The organism is Methylophaga sp. UBA3613 (genome assembly GCF_002375415.1).
In the GTDB taxonomy this organism is placed as follows: domain Bacteria; phylum Pseudomonadota; class Gammaproteobacteria; order Nitrosococcales; family Methylophagaceae; genus Methylophaga.
Genome location: NZ_DFLS01000006.1, coordinates 350,153 through 366,727 on the forward strand (window position 1 = coordinate 350,153; position 16,575 = coordinate 366,727).

General features: G+C 44.6%; 14 protein-coding genes. 3 read left to right on the plus strand and 11 right to left on the minus strand.

From position 1 onward, the window contains the following. Positions 1-22 precede the first annotated feature (22 nt). The 10 genes from speA to dapA all read right to left on the minus strand — a co-directional run bounded on the left by speA (position 23) and on the right by dapA (position 10,837). Positions 23-1,972 (minus strand): biosynthetic arginine decarboxylase, encoded by a 1,950-nt coding sequence (speA, locus tag B3S93_RS07870; protein WP_292399266.1) that lies wholly within the window; start codon positions 1,970-1,972, stop codon positions 23-25. A gap of 109 nt (positions 1,973-2,081) precedes the next feature. Further along, entirely contained in the window at positions 2,082-3,137 is a 1,056-nt protein-coding gene (locus B3S93_RS07875) for a succinylglutamate desuccinylase/aspartoacylase family protein (protein WP_292357466.1), read from the minus strand. Next, on the minus strand, positions 3,137-4,042 hold the full coding sequence (gene rimK, locus B3S93_RS07880; protein ID WP_014706795.1) for a 30S ribosomal protein S6--L-glutamate ligase: 906 nt from the start codon (positions 4,040-4,042) through the stop codon (positions 3,137-3,139). The genes B3S93_RS07875 and rimK overlap by 1 nt, the downstream gene beginning before the upstream one ends. Then, complete coding sequence (locus B3S93_RS07885; protein WP_292399270.1) at positions 4,039-4,536, minus strand: ATP-dependent zinc protease; 498 nt, start codon at positions 4,534-4,536, stop codon at positions 4,039-4,041. The genes rimK and B3S93_RS07885 overlap by 4 nt, the downstream gene beginning before the upstream one ends. Before the next feature lie 205 nt (positions 4,537-4,741). Further along, positions 4,742-5,149 carry a pilin gene (locus B3S93_RS07890; RefSeq protein ID WP_292399272.1) on the minus strand — a complete coding sequence of 136 codons (408 nt, stop codon included), beginning with the start codon at positions 5,147-5,149 and terminating at the stop codon, positions 4,742-4,744. Positions 5,150-5,310: 161 nt separating this feature from the next. Further along, a complete protein-coding gene (locus B3S93_RS07895; RefSeq protein WP_292399275.1) occupies positions 5,311-7,020 on the minus strand; it encodes an O-antigen ligase family protein in 1,710 nt (569 codons plus the stop codon). 393 nt (positions 7,021-7,413) lie between these two features. Further along, a complete protein-coding gene (purC, locus tag B3S93_RS07900) occupies positions 7,414-8,124 on the minus strand; it encodes a phosphoribosylaminoimidazolesuccinocarboxamide synthase (protein ID WP_292357475.1) in 711 nt (236 codons plus the stop codon). An 11-nt stretch (positions 8,125-8,135) separates the two neighbouring features. After that, positions 8,136-8,903, minus strand: coding sequence for an MBL fold metallo-hydrolase (locus B3S93_RS07905; RefSeq protein WP_292399277.1), 768 nt, complete (start codon positions 8,901-8,903; stop codon positions 8,136-8,138). Then, positions 8,903-9,937: an outer membrane protein assembly factor BamC gene (bamC, locus tag B3S93_RS07910; RefSeq protein WP_292399280.1), complete on the minus strand. Its 1,035-nt coding sequence runs from the start codon at positions 9,935-9,937 to the stop codon at positions 8,903-8,905. The genes B3S93_RS07905 and bamC overlap by 1 nt, the downstream gene beginning before the upstream one ends. Before the next feature lie 18 nt (positions 9,938-9,955). Then, positions 9,956-10,837 (minus strand): 4-hydroxy-tetrahydrodipicolinate synthase, encoded by an 882-nt coding sequence (gene dapA / locus B3S93_RS07915; RefSeq protein ID WP_292357721.1) that lies wholly within the window; start codon positions 10,835-10,837, stop codon positions 9,956-9,958. A gap of 118 nt (positions 10,838-10,955) precedes the next feature. Here dapA and bcp point away from each other — a divergent pair, with 118 nt between their 5' ends. Beyond that, positions 10,956-11,423 (plus strand): thioredoxin-dependent thiol peroxidase, encoded by a 468-nt coding sequence (gene bcp / locus B3S93_RS07920; protein ID WP_292399283.1) that lies wholly within the window; start codon positions 10,956-10,958, stop codon positions 11,421-11,423. Positions 11,424-11,643: 220 nt separating this feature from the next. Then, entirely contained in the window at positions 11,644-13,788 is a 2,145-nt protein-coding gene (locus tag B3S93_RS07925) for a methyl-accepting chemotaxis protein (RefSeq protein WP_292399285.1), read from the plus strand. Between the two features lie 6 nt (positions 13,789-13,794). On the opposite strand, the gene B3S93_RS07930 is transcribed toward B3S93_RS07925, so the two are convergent. Then, complete coding sequence (locus B3S93_RS07930) at positions 13,795-15,387, minus strand: tetratricopeptide repeat protein (RefSeq protein WP_292399288.1); 1,593 nt, start codon at positions 15,385-15,387, stop codon at positions 13,795-13,797. 172 nt (positions 15,388-15,559) lie between these two features. On the opposite strand from B3S93_RS07930, the gene B3S93_RS07935 reads away from it, so the two are divergent. After that, positions 15,560-16,564: a metal-dependent hydrolase gene (locus tag B3S93_RS07935; RefSeq protein WP_292399291.1), complete on the plus strand. Its 1,005-nt coding sequence runs from the start codon at positions 15,560-15,562 to the stop codon at positions 16,562-16,564. Positions 16,565-16,575: the final 11 nt, after the last annotated feature.

The window sequence follows — 16,575 nt, forward strand, 5'->3', positions numbered from 1 at the left end:
TTGAATCCTTATAAATCTGCAGTTATCTTTCAAAGAAGGTGTAGCCATTCATGCTGTCGCTGAAGGCACGTAACATTTGTTGACGCATTGGAACCGAAATCTTGCCATCTCGCACAGCTTGTTCAGCCAATTTCCGGAATTGTTCCTGCATTACTTTCGGATCGTATTCCACGTAGCTGAGTACATCGGCAATACTATCGCCATGAAACTCACGGACAAAATCAAAGCTGCCATCCTCGTTAATATGCACACTGACCACGTTGGTATCACCAAACAGGTTATGCAAATCACCAAGGGTTTCCTGATACGCTCCAACCAGAAATACGCTCAGATAATATTCCTCACCCTCTATAAGTGGGTGTAATGGCAACGTTTTACGAATACCCTCTTCATAGGAAAACGAATCAATTTTGCCATCACAATCACAGGTCATATCTGCGATGACCGCTGCGCGAGTGGGTTTTTCATTCAAGCGATGAATCGGCATGATGGGGAAGATCTGATCAATTGCCCAGATATCCGGCAACGATTGAAACAGACTGAAATTACCGTAATAAATATCGGACAGTAACTCTGGCAGACTTTCCAGTTCAGCAGAAACCCTGCGTGCCTGGGGCAACAATTCTGAGATTTTTTCCAAAATGGCCAATGAAACATTCTCGGCTAAAGCCCGTTCACGGAGAGTTGCCTGACCGTGATGGAATAACTCACGTAATTCATCACGATAATATATGGCATCGTTGTAACACTCCTGGAGGTTCTGCAGTTTTACATTATTCAGCACGGCATAGAGGTTCACCAGCATATCCGGACTATCATCCGGAACAATCTCCGGAATCGTGCCAGGTTTATGATCACGGACTTCCAATACGTTAAATAACAACATGGAAGAATAGGCAATCAATGCCCGACCAGATTCAGTAATGACGACTGGGTGTTCGATATCCAGCGGATCCAGACATTCCTGCAAGGTTTCGATAATGTTGTAGCAATATTCGTCCAGCCCGTAGTTCATACTGTGTGTACTGTTCGAACGGGCACCTTCGTAATCGACTGCCAAACCGCCACCAAGGTCCATATAACCCATCGGTGCGCCTTCTTCGATTAAGCCGGTGTAAAAACGGCAGGCTTCCATTACGCCACTACGGATGTTACGGATATTGGGAATTTGTGAACCTAAGTGGCTATGCAGTAACTGCAGGCAATGCAACATATCGGCTTTTTTGAGCTGGTCGATAACTTCAAGCAGTGCATTGGTAGAGAGGCCAAAAATAGAACGGTCTCCACTGTCACCATTCCAATGACCTTCAACTGTCGAAGCCAGACGAATACGTAAACCTATCAGCGGATCAATCCCTAACGCTTTACTGCGTTCCAGAATAGTGGAGAGCTCCGTGGCGGTTTCCAATACAAAAAAGCATGGAATCCCCATTTGACGGGCATATAAACCCAGTTCAATAAATTCTTCGTCTTTATATCCATTACAGATAATCAAACTGTCATGGTCACGAAGCTGTGAAATAGCAATAATTAATTCGGCTTTACTGCCCGCTTCCAGACCATGATGGTAGCGACGACCATAATCAGCAATTTCCTCAATAACGTGGCATTGCTGATTCACCTTGATTGGGAATACACCGCGATAGTGATTTTTATAGCCAGCTGTTTTAATCGCCCGGGCAAAAGCCTCGTTCAGTTGGGTAATTCGCAAATCCAGCAGGTTTTCAATGCGTAATACAGCGGGCATATCCAGGCCACGCTCTTTCATTCCATTAACAATATCGATCAATGGAACATGAATAGTCTTTTCACCAAACTGCAAACTGACGACCGCATTGCCATCGGCGGAAATATCAAAATAATCCGTCCCCCAATCACGCACACCATAAAGCTTACTGCTATGTTGCGCACTCCACTCTTCAGGGGCAACATCAGGTGAGTGTGTATCAAGATTGGCATGGGTTTGTGTCATCAGTATGACCCCCTTTGGCTTCAGTTAAATCGCGGGATTGTCACTATTTTACGGATAAATTGCAAAAATATTATGACAGCACTACTACGTAACGAGATGAATCGCAGGCCTAGATAATTGGTTGCTCTTCTGGAACGCTGGTATCTGTTGATGGATCCAGATTGGTATTGAACGCCTCCACACTGTCCGCAACTTCGTCAGGGCGATTAAAACGCGCAATATGGAACAGCGCCTCACCCTCATTGACCAGAGGAATATTGGTTCTGCCAATGATCACGCCACTACAGATTGCGACCACTTTGGTTTCCGATTTTTCATCACCATATGGGGCCGCGACCATTCCCAGAATATCGCCTTTGGTCACGTGGGCTCCCATAGGAACCAGCATTCTGAAAATTCCGCTTTGCGGTGCCCTCACCCAACTGCTTGAACGCGCGACAAATGGTTCTACCGGTTTTAAATGTTTCGTGCGTGATTCAGTCAACATGCCCAGCTTACGCATTACCGCCAATACGCCTCTGACACCAGCACGAATCGCCAGTTCATTAAAACGTAATGCTTCACCGGCTTCATAGACGATAACCGGCACATTGGCCTGTTGACAGGCATAACGCAAAGAGCCCTCAATCAATCCTGAATTCAAAATAACCGGGGCATTAAATGCTCTCGCCATTTCTTCAACGGCAGGATTATCCAACGCTGCACGAATCTGTGGCAGGTTATCGCGGTGAATGGCTGCAGTATGTAAATCTACGCCATGGGTACACTTATTCACCACCTCGCTCATAAAAAGATTGGCGAGGCGCGCCGCCAGAGAACCCTCTTCAGAACCGGGAAAACAGCGGTTTAAATCCCGGCGGTCTGGCAGATAACGCGTTTGATTGATAAAACCATATACGTTAACCACCGGGATGGTTATCAACGTCCCCTTAAGGCTTTTAAGCCGTTTACTTCTAACCAGCCGACGAATTATTTCCACGCCGACAATTTCATCTCCATGTACCGCACCGGACACAAATAAAACAGGCCCGTCACGTCGTCCACGCATCACCTGAACAGGCATACTCAAAGAGGTATGCATATACAAATCCGGTAGGGCTACATCAACTACTTTATTTTGTCCGGGGCCGATTTTTTGCCCGGCAATAATCAACTCGTCAGGCATTAACCACGGCCTTTGGTTTTAGTGGTTCCTGAAACAGAGTTCTTTTCAATAAAATCAATAATCAAACTGGCAATATCCTTACCGGTTGCTGATTCGATACCTTCAAGCCCTGGCGAAGAATTAACCTCCATCACGACTGGTCCATGGTTCGAACGCAATAAATCCACACCGCACACATTCAGACCCATCGTTTTGGCTGCCCTGACAGCGGTAGCCCGCTCTGCCGGTGTAATGCGGATTAAATTGGCACTGCCCCCACGATGCAGATTGGATCGGAACTCGCCCTCTTTACCCTGGCGTTTCATTGCGGCAACCACTTTCTCACCCACTACAAAACAGCGAATATCCGCACCGCCGGCTTCTTTGATAAATTCTTGCACCAAGATATTGGCTTTCATGCCCATAAAGGCTTCGATAACACTCTCAGCTGCCCCAGCAGTCTCTGCCAATACCACACCGATGCCCTGGGTACCTTCCAATAATTTAATCACCAGCGGCGCACCACCGACCATCTTGATTAAATCGTCGACATCATCCGGACGATGTGCAAACCCCGTTACTGGCAGACCAATTCCGCGGCGTGACAGTAATTGCAGAGCGCGAAGTTTATCGCGTGAACGACTGATCGCCACTGACTCATTCAGTGGATATACATTCATCATTTCAAACTGGCGCAGTACAGCAGTTCCGTAAAAGGTCACCGAAGCCCCGATCCGAGGAATCACCGCATCATAACCGGTCAGATTCTCGCCCTTGTAATGCACCTCCGGTTTCATCGAGGTGATATTCATATAACAACGCAGCACATCCAGCACATCCACTTCGTGACCTCGTGCCTCCGCTGCCTCAACCAATCGGCGAGTGGAATACAGCTTCGAATTACGGGACAAAATGGCTATTTTCATGCAGATTCTCCATCAAGCGCTTCATCTCTAGGCGCTTGGGTAGTGTCGTGGAATGCGGGGCTTGCTTGATAGGACAATGCCGGATTAACCAATATATTACCAGTCGTCATGGCAGTACGTCCCAGTAACATTCGAAACAACATAGTATCGCGATTGGTCAGGGTAATTTCAATCGGCCAGCTATGCCCGCCAACGCTCAGTGGCGTTTCAATTACATAACGTTTTTCTGTGTGACCACCCGAGTCAGTAACGTTGCGCTCGTCCTTAACTCGCGCTTCGCACCAGATTTCCGTCTCGGTATCATGTTGATTGGGATGCACCCCAAATCTTACCCAAAGCTCACCGTTCTTATCAATCGGCTCAACCGAAAAGGCATGGATGGCGGAAGTTCGGGCTCCAGTATCCACCTTGGCTTTGATTTGTTGAATACCCAACTCAGGCAAGCTCAACCACTCTCGCCAGCCAACAGTGATTATTTTTGGATAATTTTCCACGGGATTCCCCAATTAAGAATTTATGGGGCAATTGAAAGCAATTTAGGGACAGCTGTCAAAAAGGATTTTAGATATTTCGGATTTTAGTGAAACTTATATCTGATTTATAGTTATATCAATTATATTTTAATGTTGAAAATTAACCCGCTCCTTACAAAAAAAGCCCCGATGAATCGGGGCTTTTAACAAAATTCAACAATATTTATTAGCAAAGGCCGGCTGCTAAGCAAGAGCCACCAACTGTCCATTGGATAGGTGCGGTTATACCATCTGGAGTTAATGTATAATCATCATTAGCAGCATTAATATTTTGACTTGTAGCTGTAATAACACCATCAACCATTGTGACACTATTAACAAATCCAGATGCACCTACAGCACCAGGAATACCATTAGAACCAGCATCAGCATCAGCTAAAGCCGTTAGGCGACCAGATTGAGCTGCAACTTCAAAAGCAATTTTATGAGGAGAAGTTGCTAATACCACCTCAGAAAAACGGGCACGTTCAGTATATTGTTGGTACGCAGGCAAAGCGATTGCCGCCAAAATACCAATGATCGCGATAACAATCATTAATTCAATTAATGTAAAACCTTGTTGTGTTTTTTTCATATTTCAATCTCCGTAAATAGACGACAAGCTTTGTGCTCCAAATTAATAGAGCACTCTCCATGCCAATGTTTTTTTATTTTTAAAAACAGTTAGTTAAGATTTAAATATTTATTTTCAATATTCGCAAATTACTCAGGCACGTCAGTTTATGACGTTTTTTGTCAGTTTCTTGCTAAACAATCTTTTTGTAGTTTAATTAAAACTTTATTTGCCGGGTAATACTCCAAACTTTTACGAATGGTTTCACAACGCTTTTCAGGCTTTTCCATAGCAAAATAACCATTAATTACGTCTTCAAATAGTTTTAACTCTGGTTTTTTATTCAGTTCGTATTCAAACCAACTCACAACCTGAATAAGTTTTTCTGCATCCTTTCTTACAATTGCATCATGCAGATGTGTTCGCATGACAATCTTCTCAGCATAGTTTTTGTAATACATATTACTTAACACATGATTAAGTTGGGGAGATTGCTGGGATTGAGTCAAATAGGTATATAGCTGCTGTTGCGCCAGTGCGGTTTGCCATAAAAAGACTAATGAAATGCTTAGCAAAAGCAGGATTAAAACCCGAAGTGATTTATTCGCTGCATCACTAAGCAGATTCTGCTTGAATTTTAAATGATGGTTAAGTAATCCAAATAATAATGTTAACCAAATAAACCAGTGAAATGAGGATAGGTAAAAGGGATGCTCAACTTGTGTATGAAAAGTTATCGGTAGTAATAATGCAAGATAGGCAAGTATTCTTTGATGTTTATGTTTGAATACGAACCACAACACACTGAACATCGCTATAAGAATGCCCAGTAAAGCCAATAATCCTCCTTCAATGGCCCATTGCAAAAGTTCATTATGTGGATGGGCTATATAACCTGGCATATTTGCAGTAGGATGTTGTTGATAAAACGCAGAAGAAGCCAAGCCAAATTTTTCCAGGAAACTGCCAATACCATGTCCTCTTATTGGGGCTTCAGAAAAAGCATCAAGAGAAATTCGGTAAATACTCAGACGTTGATCTGAATATTGCGCTGCTACCATTTGGTAAGATTTATCAAATGTTCTGTGTAACCCTTCTTTTGCTAACCAGCTGGCCACCACAATTAGCAATAAAGCAGAAACCATCGTTTTCCAGTTTTTACTGACTTGACTTCGATAGGCTATGAGCAACATTAGTAATCCTAATACGCCTGATAACAGTCCTATTCTTGAACCTGTTGCAACCATCACATAAGCCGCAATACCTATGGTTAGTAGTAAAAAGACTTTTAGATAAAAACGCTTATAAGCAATCGGTCTTAAACAAAGATAAACTGAAACCAATATGCCGGTAGTCAGGAAACTGGCCATCACATTGACCTGTTGAAAAACACCGGTAGCAGTCACTATCGAGGTACGTGGGATCCAATTCTGCAAAATTGGTAACTCAAACAATTGAATAACACCAACGAAACTATGGATAAGGGTTGCAATAGCAATCAGCAACAAAATCCTGTCGGTGTTTTTCAGCCGAAACTGAAATAATCCAAACAGAAAAATCACACCTGCCATTACATACACAATACGAAACAGCCAGGTAATTGGATCCTGAACGCCAGCAAGTGCTGCAGCCAGCAGAATACCAACAGGTAAGGCCAAAAGACCTTTGTAATTTGCTGGAAGAATCAGCTTATCCTGCCCACAGAAATACCAGACTGAATAAGCAATAACTAATGTCGCCGCCGCCCAGACAGTAATATTAAATGGCAGATCAAACCCCGTACCGCCAAGACTGGAGGCCAGGTAAAAGGGAGATACCAGGAAGAGTAATGCCAATAACCATTCAATTGGCTGCTGCGGCAATAGTGGGTATTTTGAGAGATAACGCGACATAAGCTTCCCTGTTCTGGCGAATAAACAAAAAAGGATTATGTCGGCTGATTGATCGAGTGGCAAGGCGCGTTGGATAGAAACAACGACTATTTCATATCAGCTGTATTTTTATCCGCAGATTAGGCAGATTAAAAGAATACAAACCACAGAAACACAGTTTAAAAATAATGTAGGTCGGGTTAGCGCAGCGTAACCCGACATAAACAAGGTGTTGGACTTCGCAGGGTCAGCGCCAACCTACGGAGTTTTTTAAATTCATCAATCTAAAGATTAATGAAACAAGGTCCGTTGATATTATGACGTGAATATTCTGCGAACATCTGCGTAATCTGCGGATAAATCTTTTAAAACCTCTGTGCCCTCTGTGTCTCTGTGTCTCTGTGGTTATATCAACTACAAAGGCACACCAATCCGCTGAGCAACTTCTTCATAGGCTTCAATCACACCACCCAGCCCCTGACGAAAACGGTCTTTATCAAGTTTTTTACGGGTTTCAGCATCCCATAAACGGCATCCATCCGGGCTGAACTCATCACCGAGATAGACTTCGTCTTTGAACACACCGAATTCCAGTTTGTAATCCACCAGAATCATCCCGGCATCAGCAAACAATTTTTTCAACACCTGATTCACTTCAAAAGTCAGCGCTTTCATCCGTTGGACCTGTTCATCGGTGGCCCAGCCAAAAGTGGCGATATGGTATTCATTAACCATTGGGTCATGCAGAGCATCATTTTTCAGGAAAAACTCAAATACCGGCGGATTAAGCTCCATTCCATCTTCCACGCCAAGCCGGCGGACCAGACTGCCTGAAGCCACATTACGCACCACACATTCCACCGGGATCATTTTCATGTTTTTGACCAGCGCTTCATTGGCACTGAGCAGTTTTTCAAAATGCGTCGGAATACCCGCGTTGGCCAATTGCTCCATGATAAATGCATTGAACTTATTATTAATCTCACCTTTACGGCTTAATTGTTCGATACGTTCACCATCAAATGCCGATGTATCGTCCCGGAAACTGAGCACAACATAATCCTGGTCTTCTGTAGCAAAGACGCTTTTGGCTTTACCGGCATAGAGTTGCTGTAATTTTTGCATGGTGTTTTCTCTTAGGCTTTTTTAAGTTCGCGCCAGTCAAATCCGGCATCTTGTTCAGCGATGCCAATCCAGTCTGGTGTGCAGTTCAGTGCATCAGCAAATAAAGGACTCACCAAGGTCGGAGAATTATTTTTTTCGCTGATATGCATTGCAACAATGTGTTGCAAGCGTGAGGTGTCAATTTTCGCAAGTAATTCGGCAGATTGCACGTTATTTAAATGACCAAAACGTCCACCAACCCGCTGTTTTAAATATTCCGGGTATTCCCCCTGATCCAGCATTGCCATATCATGATTCGCTTCCAGCATCAGCCCATCACACAACGTCAAAGCTGACTCGATCACCGGTGTGATAAAACCAACATCAGTTAACAGGCCTAAGCGGAAATCACCGTTGTGGAACACAAACTGACTGGGTTCACGCGCATCGTGTGGCACCGGAAACGGTGAGACTTCAATATCATTAACATTGAAACGCTCATGACAGCTAAACTCGTGAATATGCGGCATCACATCAACAGGTAAACCTGCTGCCGTGCCGGGTGTAGCATAAACCGGAATATTGAATTTCTGTGATAAAACTCGAACGCCACCGATATGATCGGCATGCTCGTGTGTCACCAGAATAGCGGTGAGGTCCGAAGACGTCAGACCAACACGCCGCAGACGTTTTTCAGTTTCACGAGCAGAAAAACCACAATCCACCAGAATTGTGGTTTTTCCCTGTGAAATCAGTGTTGCATTGCCCCGGCTACCGCTGCCAAGTGATGCAAAGCGCATTATTGAGTCAATTGTTCCTGAATCAGACCCAGTAAACGTTTCGCTGTTTCTGAAGAAGTACGAACCTGTTCAGAATCCAGTACGGTTATACGGGTATCTGACGCATCTGAAATAAGTTTGATGTAGTAGTACTCTTCAGGCGCCACCTCATCGTCATCTTTCCAGAAAGCCATACGACCAAAGAAGCCAGGTTCTTCTCTCTCAGCTTCGTTAAATGGATCCAGGTAGCGCACGTAATATGTACCACGTGAACGGTCACGATCTTCAACAGCAAAACCACGGCTATCCAATACCCGACCGACACGATCCCAAACGGTAGTGAATTCCTGCTCCACCAATAAAGCCTGTTGACCTTCGGCTTCATCCAACAAAATGACACGCGCTTCAGTTTGTTGTGCTGCTGAGCTTGGCAAAGAGGCCTCAGCACGTGCTTTATCCTGTTGGTATAAGCCACCAAGATATTCAGCCAACTGACGCAGCATCGCTTCATCTTTCTGATTGTTGCGATTGGTATCATCTACACCATTCACATAAACTCGAGCCGAACGATTTACATCTCCGCGCTCCATACGAACACGATAGGCATAGCCATCAACGTCCGGCTGGGTATCCATCAGACCAATACGCTGATCTTTACGGTGAATATTCATATTGATATCCGCCCAGAAAGCTTCAATACGTTGCCAGGTTTCATCACGGTCTCCCGGAACGACCAGATGCCGATCATCCCCCTCGCCCGATAAAGCAGGTTTGGATTCTGGAGTGATGTTATAACGCGCTGCTAATGGATTGGTGCTGGCTTCTTCATATTCGGAATACGTTGCTGAGCTTTGCTGATTGCCAGCGATTTGATCGTTGATTCGTGATGTGCTCAAGTCAGGTGGAATGTCCAACGGTGGCATTGTTTCTGCTTTACGATACTTTTGGGTATTATCAGGAGCAACCTCATCCAGTGATGGCATTAACCCACAACCTGAAACGCTTACTGCGACCAGCACTCCACAGGCTTTCAACTTAAAACGATTTGTGTTCATTTAATTACATTCACTCACTTAGGGATTCAGAACACCGGCAGTGACCAGCGCCTCACGAACCGGTTGATGAAATTGTTCAGACAAAACTGTCATTGGTAAACGTATCCCTTCCGGTATCAGACCCATTTCATGGAGAGCCCATTTAACCGGAATAGGATTGGATTCAGAAAATAACCGCTGATGCAGTAAAGATAATTTATCGTTTATTTCACGGGCATTATCAGCATCACCCTTCAAAGCAGATTCACACATCTGGCTCATTAAGGCAGGTGCCACATTCGCAGTCACTGAAATGACCCCACGACCACCCGCCAGAATAAAATCAACGGTATTGGCATCTTCGCCGGTATAAAGTTCGAAATTATCGTCACACAGTTCCTTAATTAACGACACTCTTCGTACATCTCCGGTCGCTTCTTTAATACCGATAATATTGCCGATTTTGGCCAGACGACCAACAGTTTCCGGTAATAAGTCACAGGCTGTGCGGCTGGGAACGTTATAGAGGATTTGCGGAATATCCACCGCTTCAGCAATCGCTTTAAAATGCAGATACAAACCTTCCTGAGTCGGTCGGTTGTAATAAGGTGTGACCAACAGAACGGCCGCAACACCTAATTGTTTAGCGTAATGGGACAGTTCAATGGCTTCTTCGGTAGAGTTGGCACCGGTACCGGCAATGACGGGAATGCGACCCGCAGCCTGCTCCACCACCTGACGAATTACATCTGTATGCTCATCAATGCTTAATGTAGCGGACTCACCAGTAGTACCGACAGCCACAATCGCACTGGTGCCATTTTGAATATGAAAATCAACGAGCTTGCGCAGGCTTTCACCGTCTAACGAGCCATCCGCCCGCATGGGTGTTACCAGAGCTACCATACTGCCGCTGAACATATTCATCAGACTCCGCGAAAATAAACTGGCATGGTACTTTGCCAGCCAGTAGATGACAAGACCGGACTGCTTTGGGTAAGGTACTGCCAGCAAAATAATCACTAATGGAGAACGTTTAATGACGACAGTTAATTTACAGCAAACCGTACCGGATTTTGAATTGCCTTCCACTGGCGATAAAAACATCCGGCTTTCCGACTTGCATGGCAAGAATGTGCTTATCTATTTTTACCCCAAAGACAACACCCCAGGATGCACATTGGAAGGTCAGAATTTCCGTGATCATATTGAGACGTTTAATGCTCACAACACACTGATATTCGGGATCTCCAGAGACAGCGTGCGTGCTCATGAAAACTTCAAGGAAAAACAGCAATTTCCTTTTGACTTACTCTCTGATGCTGATGAAACAGTCTGTAACTTGTTTGGCGTGATGCAGCTGAAGAAAAATTATGGACGTGAATACATGGGCATTGTTCGCAGTACATTCCTTATCGATACAGAAGGAAAGCTGATCCATGAATGGCGAAATGTCAAAGTCAAACAACATATTGATGAAGTATTGGACGTCGTCAAAAACCTATAAGATCCAACAAGAATCATAGATAATAGACTTGTAAAACAGGTATTTACATTACTCTTTTTAAGTGCACTAATAAAACCCGCTGCTCCTCCCCTACCGCACCAACCCAGTGCGGTATTTTTTTCTCTTTAACGATTAACCACTTGTTTTTAATCGACTTCACAGACTGGTTTAGAAATTGCCTACCCCTTTTGGAGTATTCCTAACTAAGGTATCAATTGCTATGTCTTTAAAAAGTCAGTCGATGAATTTGAGTGTTGCTGAACGACACTGGCTCCCCTGGTTTGGTCAAACGGGAAAGTTTGCCATGAGATGGAGCTGTTATCTCAATCGTGATACCTATGCCGAAGTTGAACATACATTCGAAGGAATTGCGGCAACTCGTGTCAAACTACTACAGCAATGGACGCATTCCCAATGGAATCAGCTCAAGCTACTCGCAGAGCAATTACCCGGTTCTCTCGGTGATATGGATAGCTCTCTGCTTGAACAACGGCTGAACTCTGCTAAACATTTTTCCGAGATATTTATTATTGAAAAGAGCGGTCGAGTGATCCAATCGACTTATTCAGCACATATCGGCCAGCATGACCTGAATAACAACGCCGTTGAACAAGGTCTGAAACAGCCCTTTTTGCATGGTCCCTATACCGATCCGTTAACGCTCAAGATTGGGCCCTCAAGTTCAAAGTTTCATGATGAAGTGACTTTGATGTTTTATCTGCCGTTAGTAAACGGCGATCAGGTTGTTGGTGCGTTATGTGGCCGTGTACCCAATGACGTAGTAAGTGATTTAATTCAACGCGAAGCAGGTCATGTTTATCCAGAGTCTGGGGACAACTATATTTTTATGGTGGAATCACGTTTTGACCCGATGATTCAGCAAGGCGTTGCTCTGTCCCGATCACGGTTTGAAGATAACACTTTCTCGCATGGTGAAAATCTTAAGTCCGGCATAAACACTCATTGGGGAGTGGTTAAAGTTAATCGGCATACCGAGTTCGAAATTCGGTTTACCGATCCGGCGACTGGCCAATTACACCCGGGGGTACGCGAAACTATTCGCAATGGCGAAAACCTGTTTGTCACTTATCCTGGTTATTCAGATTACCGGCATATTCCCGTCATTGGTAAAGGTGTGACTTTTCAATTAACAGGCTCTCCTGATCGTTGGGGAATGATGTGTGAGGGCGACCTGGAAGAGGTTTACCGTCGCCGCTCAGTGAATGTCAGCTTATTGAAAGGCTTTGTCTCAGGCATGATAGCGTTGGTGGGGGTAAACAGTGCTTTACACTATTTCACCACGCTACCTCAATTTGCTATCGACACGGTATCCGTTTGCATGATGATTATCATTGCATTACTAATCCGTAAATTCAGTACTAAACGACTTGCAGATCGAATGAATGAAATGACACGAGTTATCCAGGAGATTGCTGAGGGTGAGGGAAATCTCCGGCAACGCCTGAATAATGAAAAAATGATGGCCGATGAAACAGGCGACATGGGTCGCTGGATTAACAGTTTTATCGATAATCTGGATGGCATCGTCGGACAGGTGATTTTTTCCAGTCACGACGTACACCAAACCAATAAATCCATGTTAGATACCAACCGTGAGGCCTATCAGGTATCAGCAGAAGTGACCGACGCAATAACTAAAATGCTCGATCTGTTGAAAGAGCAAATAGAGGATATCGGCCAGGCTAATCAAACCGCCGAGACCATGAAACTTGAAATGGACCGAGTCGTGGAAGACGCTCGGGTTCAATTTGAAAGTGCCCGCAAAGGCACTCAAGAGATACGCAACGTCGTTGAAAATACGGCTAATTCAGTCAGATCACTGAATGACCGAACCTCTGAAATCGGCAAGATAATCAATGTTATCACTGAAATTACTAATCAAACCAATATGCTGGCATTAAATGCTGCTATTGAAGCGGCCCGGGCCGGCGAGCATGGCCGAGGTTTTTCAGTCGTGGCCGATGAGGTTCGTAATTTGGCCTCACGCACAGCGAATTCTGCCGACGAAATTCAACGCATGATAGAAGGCATGCAACAGGAAACTCAGGAAGCCATGCGCTTTATGGAAACTGGAGTAGAAAACGTCGACAGAAGTTTGAAAATGACTGAACAAGCTTCAAGCGATAATGGTGAGTTGCATATTCTGGTCGAGCAGATGTTCTCCACCATCAAACAACTGGCAAACAACAGCCATATACACGGCGATACTGCCCGACAAGTAGGAGTATCTGCTGAACAATTAAAGTCAGCGGTCAGTGCTTTGCAATCTCGTTCGACAATGGTTCGTAATACAGCCCAAACATTATCCCAATTAGTGGGTGTATTTCAGGTCAGTCCACGTTGAACCGGCTCAGGCCGGTTTCAGATCAAAGGCAATGCAAATCCGTTCCTCATCCGAGTTGAAGGGAATCGTGCGATGAAATACCGATGAGGGAAACATCACAATATCCCCAACCTCAGGTGCGATGGTTTTGCTGGGAAATTTGTCATGTTGCTTGGGATAATCATCCCCATGGGTGCTTAGCTCAATGCTGCCTTCATCGGGATGTGTTTTTTGCTTGGGCACTGCCAGGTACAACGCTCCGCTTACCCAACCTTCTTCATGAATATGCGACGTTAAATGCCCGCCGGTTTTCATTCTGACGTACCAGGAGCTGGCAAACACGGTTTGCTTAGGGAACCCTTTGGCGAAAATACCGCTTTCACCTTTTAGATTTTCGCGATAATCATCTATGGCACGCGCTACCAATTTGGCGATTTGCTGAAAGCTGGCCTCTGAGCGTTTAAACAAATTTCCTGCAGACTGCACACCATGATGCAGACGGCCCTGACTTTTTTCTTCAATATCGGCCTGTTCGATATCCGCCAGTAGTTGTTTTAGCAGTTCGCTATCGCCTTTTAATTCCGGCACTTGCACATGACAAACCAGATCCAACGGATTTTTACAGAAATTATAGTCATTCACCGTGCCAAAGTTTTCGGCGTAATGTCCTGCGAGTGTCGCCAGAAATGGCGAGCTATGGCGGGCTTTTTTCAGTTGATCCAAGCCCTGTTTGAATTCATCAAATCGCTCAGTTTTATACAGACAATATAAAGAACGTTCTTGCCAATCCGCGTACTGCGATTGTTGAAAATAGCGTAAAGCCAGCGGCAAATCGCCACTGTCATAGAAATAGACTGCCAGACTGTAATTTGCCAAAGGTAAACTGGGATCCAGCTCCAATGCGCGTTTGTAGGCAGCAACTGATTCATCATAACGTCCCTGATCACGCAAAACTTCACCGATATTACTATGCACTTCAGCATAGTCTGGTTTTAATTCCAGCGCCTGATTATAGACAGCAATGGCATCGGCCAGTTTTCCCTGATTTTTAAGTGCTGTACCAAGATTAAAATACAGTTGGGCATCCTGTGAAATCGTTAACGCACGCTGATATATCGCTACCGATTCTTCCAACCGACCCTGTTCCTGCAGACAAACGCCAAGATTGGCAATGGCTTCCAGGAAATTCGGCTGTTGTTCAATGGCTTTTTGATAATACTGACCCGCCTCTTCAAAGCGGTTTTGGGATTGCAATGCATAGCCCAGGTTATAAAGGGCATCTGTCAATTCGGGTTTCAATCTCAGTACTTTTTTATAGCTGTTAATCGCTTCGTCAATACGATTCAAATTGGTCAATAAAATACCCATGTTGAAGTAAATCTCGGGTACATTAGGGTCAATTTCAGTAGCTTTACGAAACACACTAACCGCATCTTTAAATTTATTTTGCGCTGCCAAGGCATTGCCATAAAGATTTAATACCGGAAAAGAACGCGGATAAGATTTAAGCAGTTTTTTTGCTGCCGATTCAGCAAAACCTGCCTGCCCGGTGTTAAGGGCTTGAATAATAGGTTGTAAATCGGCCTGTCCCGGCGTTGGGCTTGGCATGGGGTGTTTCATAACTGAGATTCCAATAAAGCAGGAGATACTTCCTGCAATTTACAGGACTAATTCCTATCAGCGCAAGATATCTTCCCAGAATTTTTATTAAGATAGATTTAAAGCTGATCAACGAACCATAATTCCGCTGTTCAGGTCTGCTTAACAATCACAATAAGGAGTCATTACATTCATGGATACGATTACGCAGGCGTTACTTGGCAGTGCAGTGGCTTACAGCGTTGCAGGACGCAAAGCGCCCAGAGCTTCTGTTTTGTATGGTGCTGCTTTCGGTATCTTGCCGGACCTTGATGTATTCATCCAATATGCTAATGACCTGGACACCATGACTTTCCACCGGAGCTGGACCCATTCATGGATTGTGCACAGTTTGCTTGCACCGTTAGTGGCCTGGCTAATGAGTAAACTGGATCAGAGAGTGGATTTTCGACGATGGCTGGCGTTGATCTGGTTGGTGTGGATTACCCATAGTGGACTGGATGCAATGACCGTTTATGGAACGCAGCTTTTCTGGCCCTTTATGCCTCCACCTGCTTCGATTGGCAGTATATTTATTATCGATCCGCTCTATAGTCTGCCACTCGCTGCAGGCTTCCTGGCAATACTTCTGGCCGCCGGAAAACGGCTGAGCCATGCTGTCATGATCGGTAGTCTTATCTTCAGCACGGCTTATCTTGGCTGGAGCTATGCAGCCCAATACTGGATAACACAGCAAACTGAACAGGCATTACAAAAACAACAGATTGACTATCAGCATATTAAAATCACTCCGGCACCGTTAAATACCCTTTTATGGCGGATAGTGGTGATTGATGAAGAGGTTTATTACGAAGGTTTTCGTTCGATTTTTGACGGCGACACAGCATTTTCATTTACCCAATTCGAGCGCGGTATGGAGCTGAAAAAACTTCTGCCCGATCAAACCTATATCAAAAGAATAAACTGGTTTACTCAGGACAACTTCAAGCTTGAGCAACAGGACAATATGATTGTTGCGACAGATTTACGTATGGGCATGGAACCCAATTATTTCTTTCGTTTTAAACTAGCAGAGATACGTGATGGCAATGTTATTTCAGTAGGACCACAACAATTGGGTATGCAGAGAAATGCAAAAGAAGGCTTAAATTGGGTGTGGCAACGTATATGGAACCCACAGCTAAGTCCACTGCATTAGCAGTGACTCGG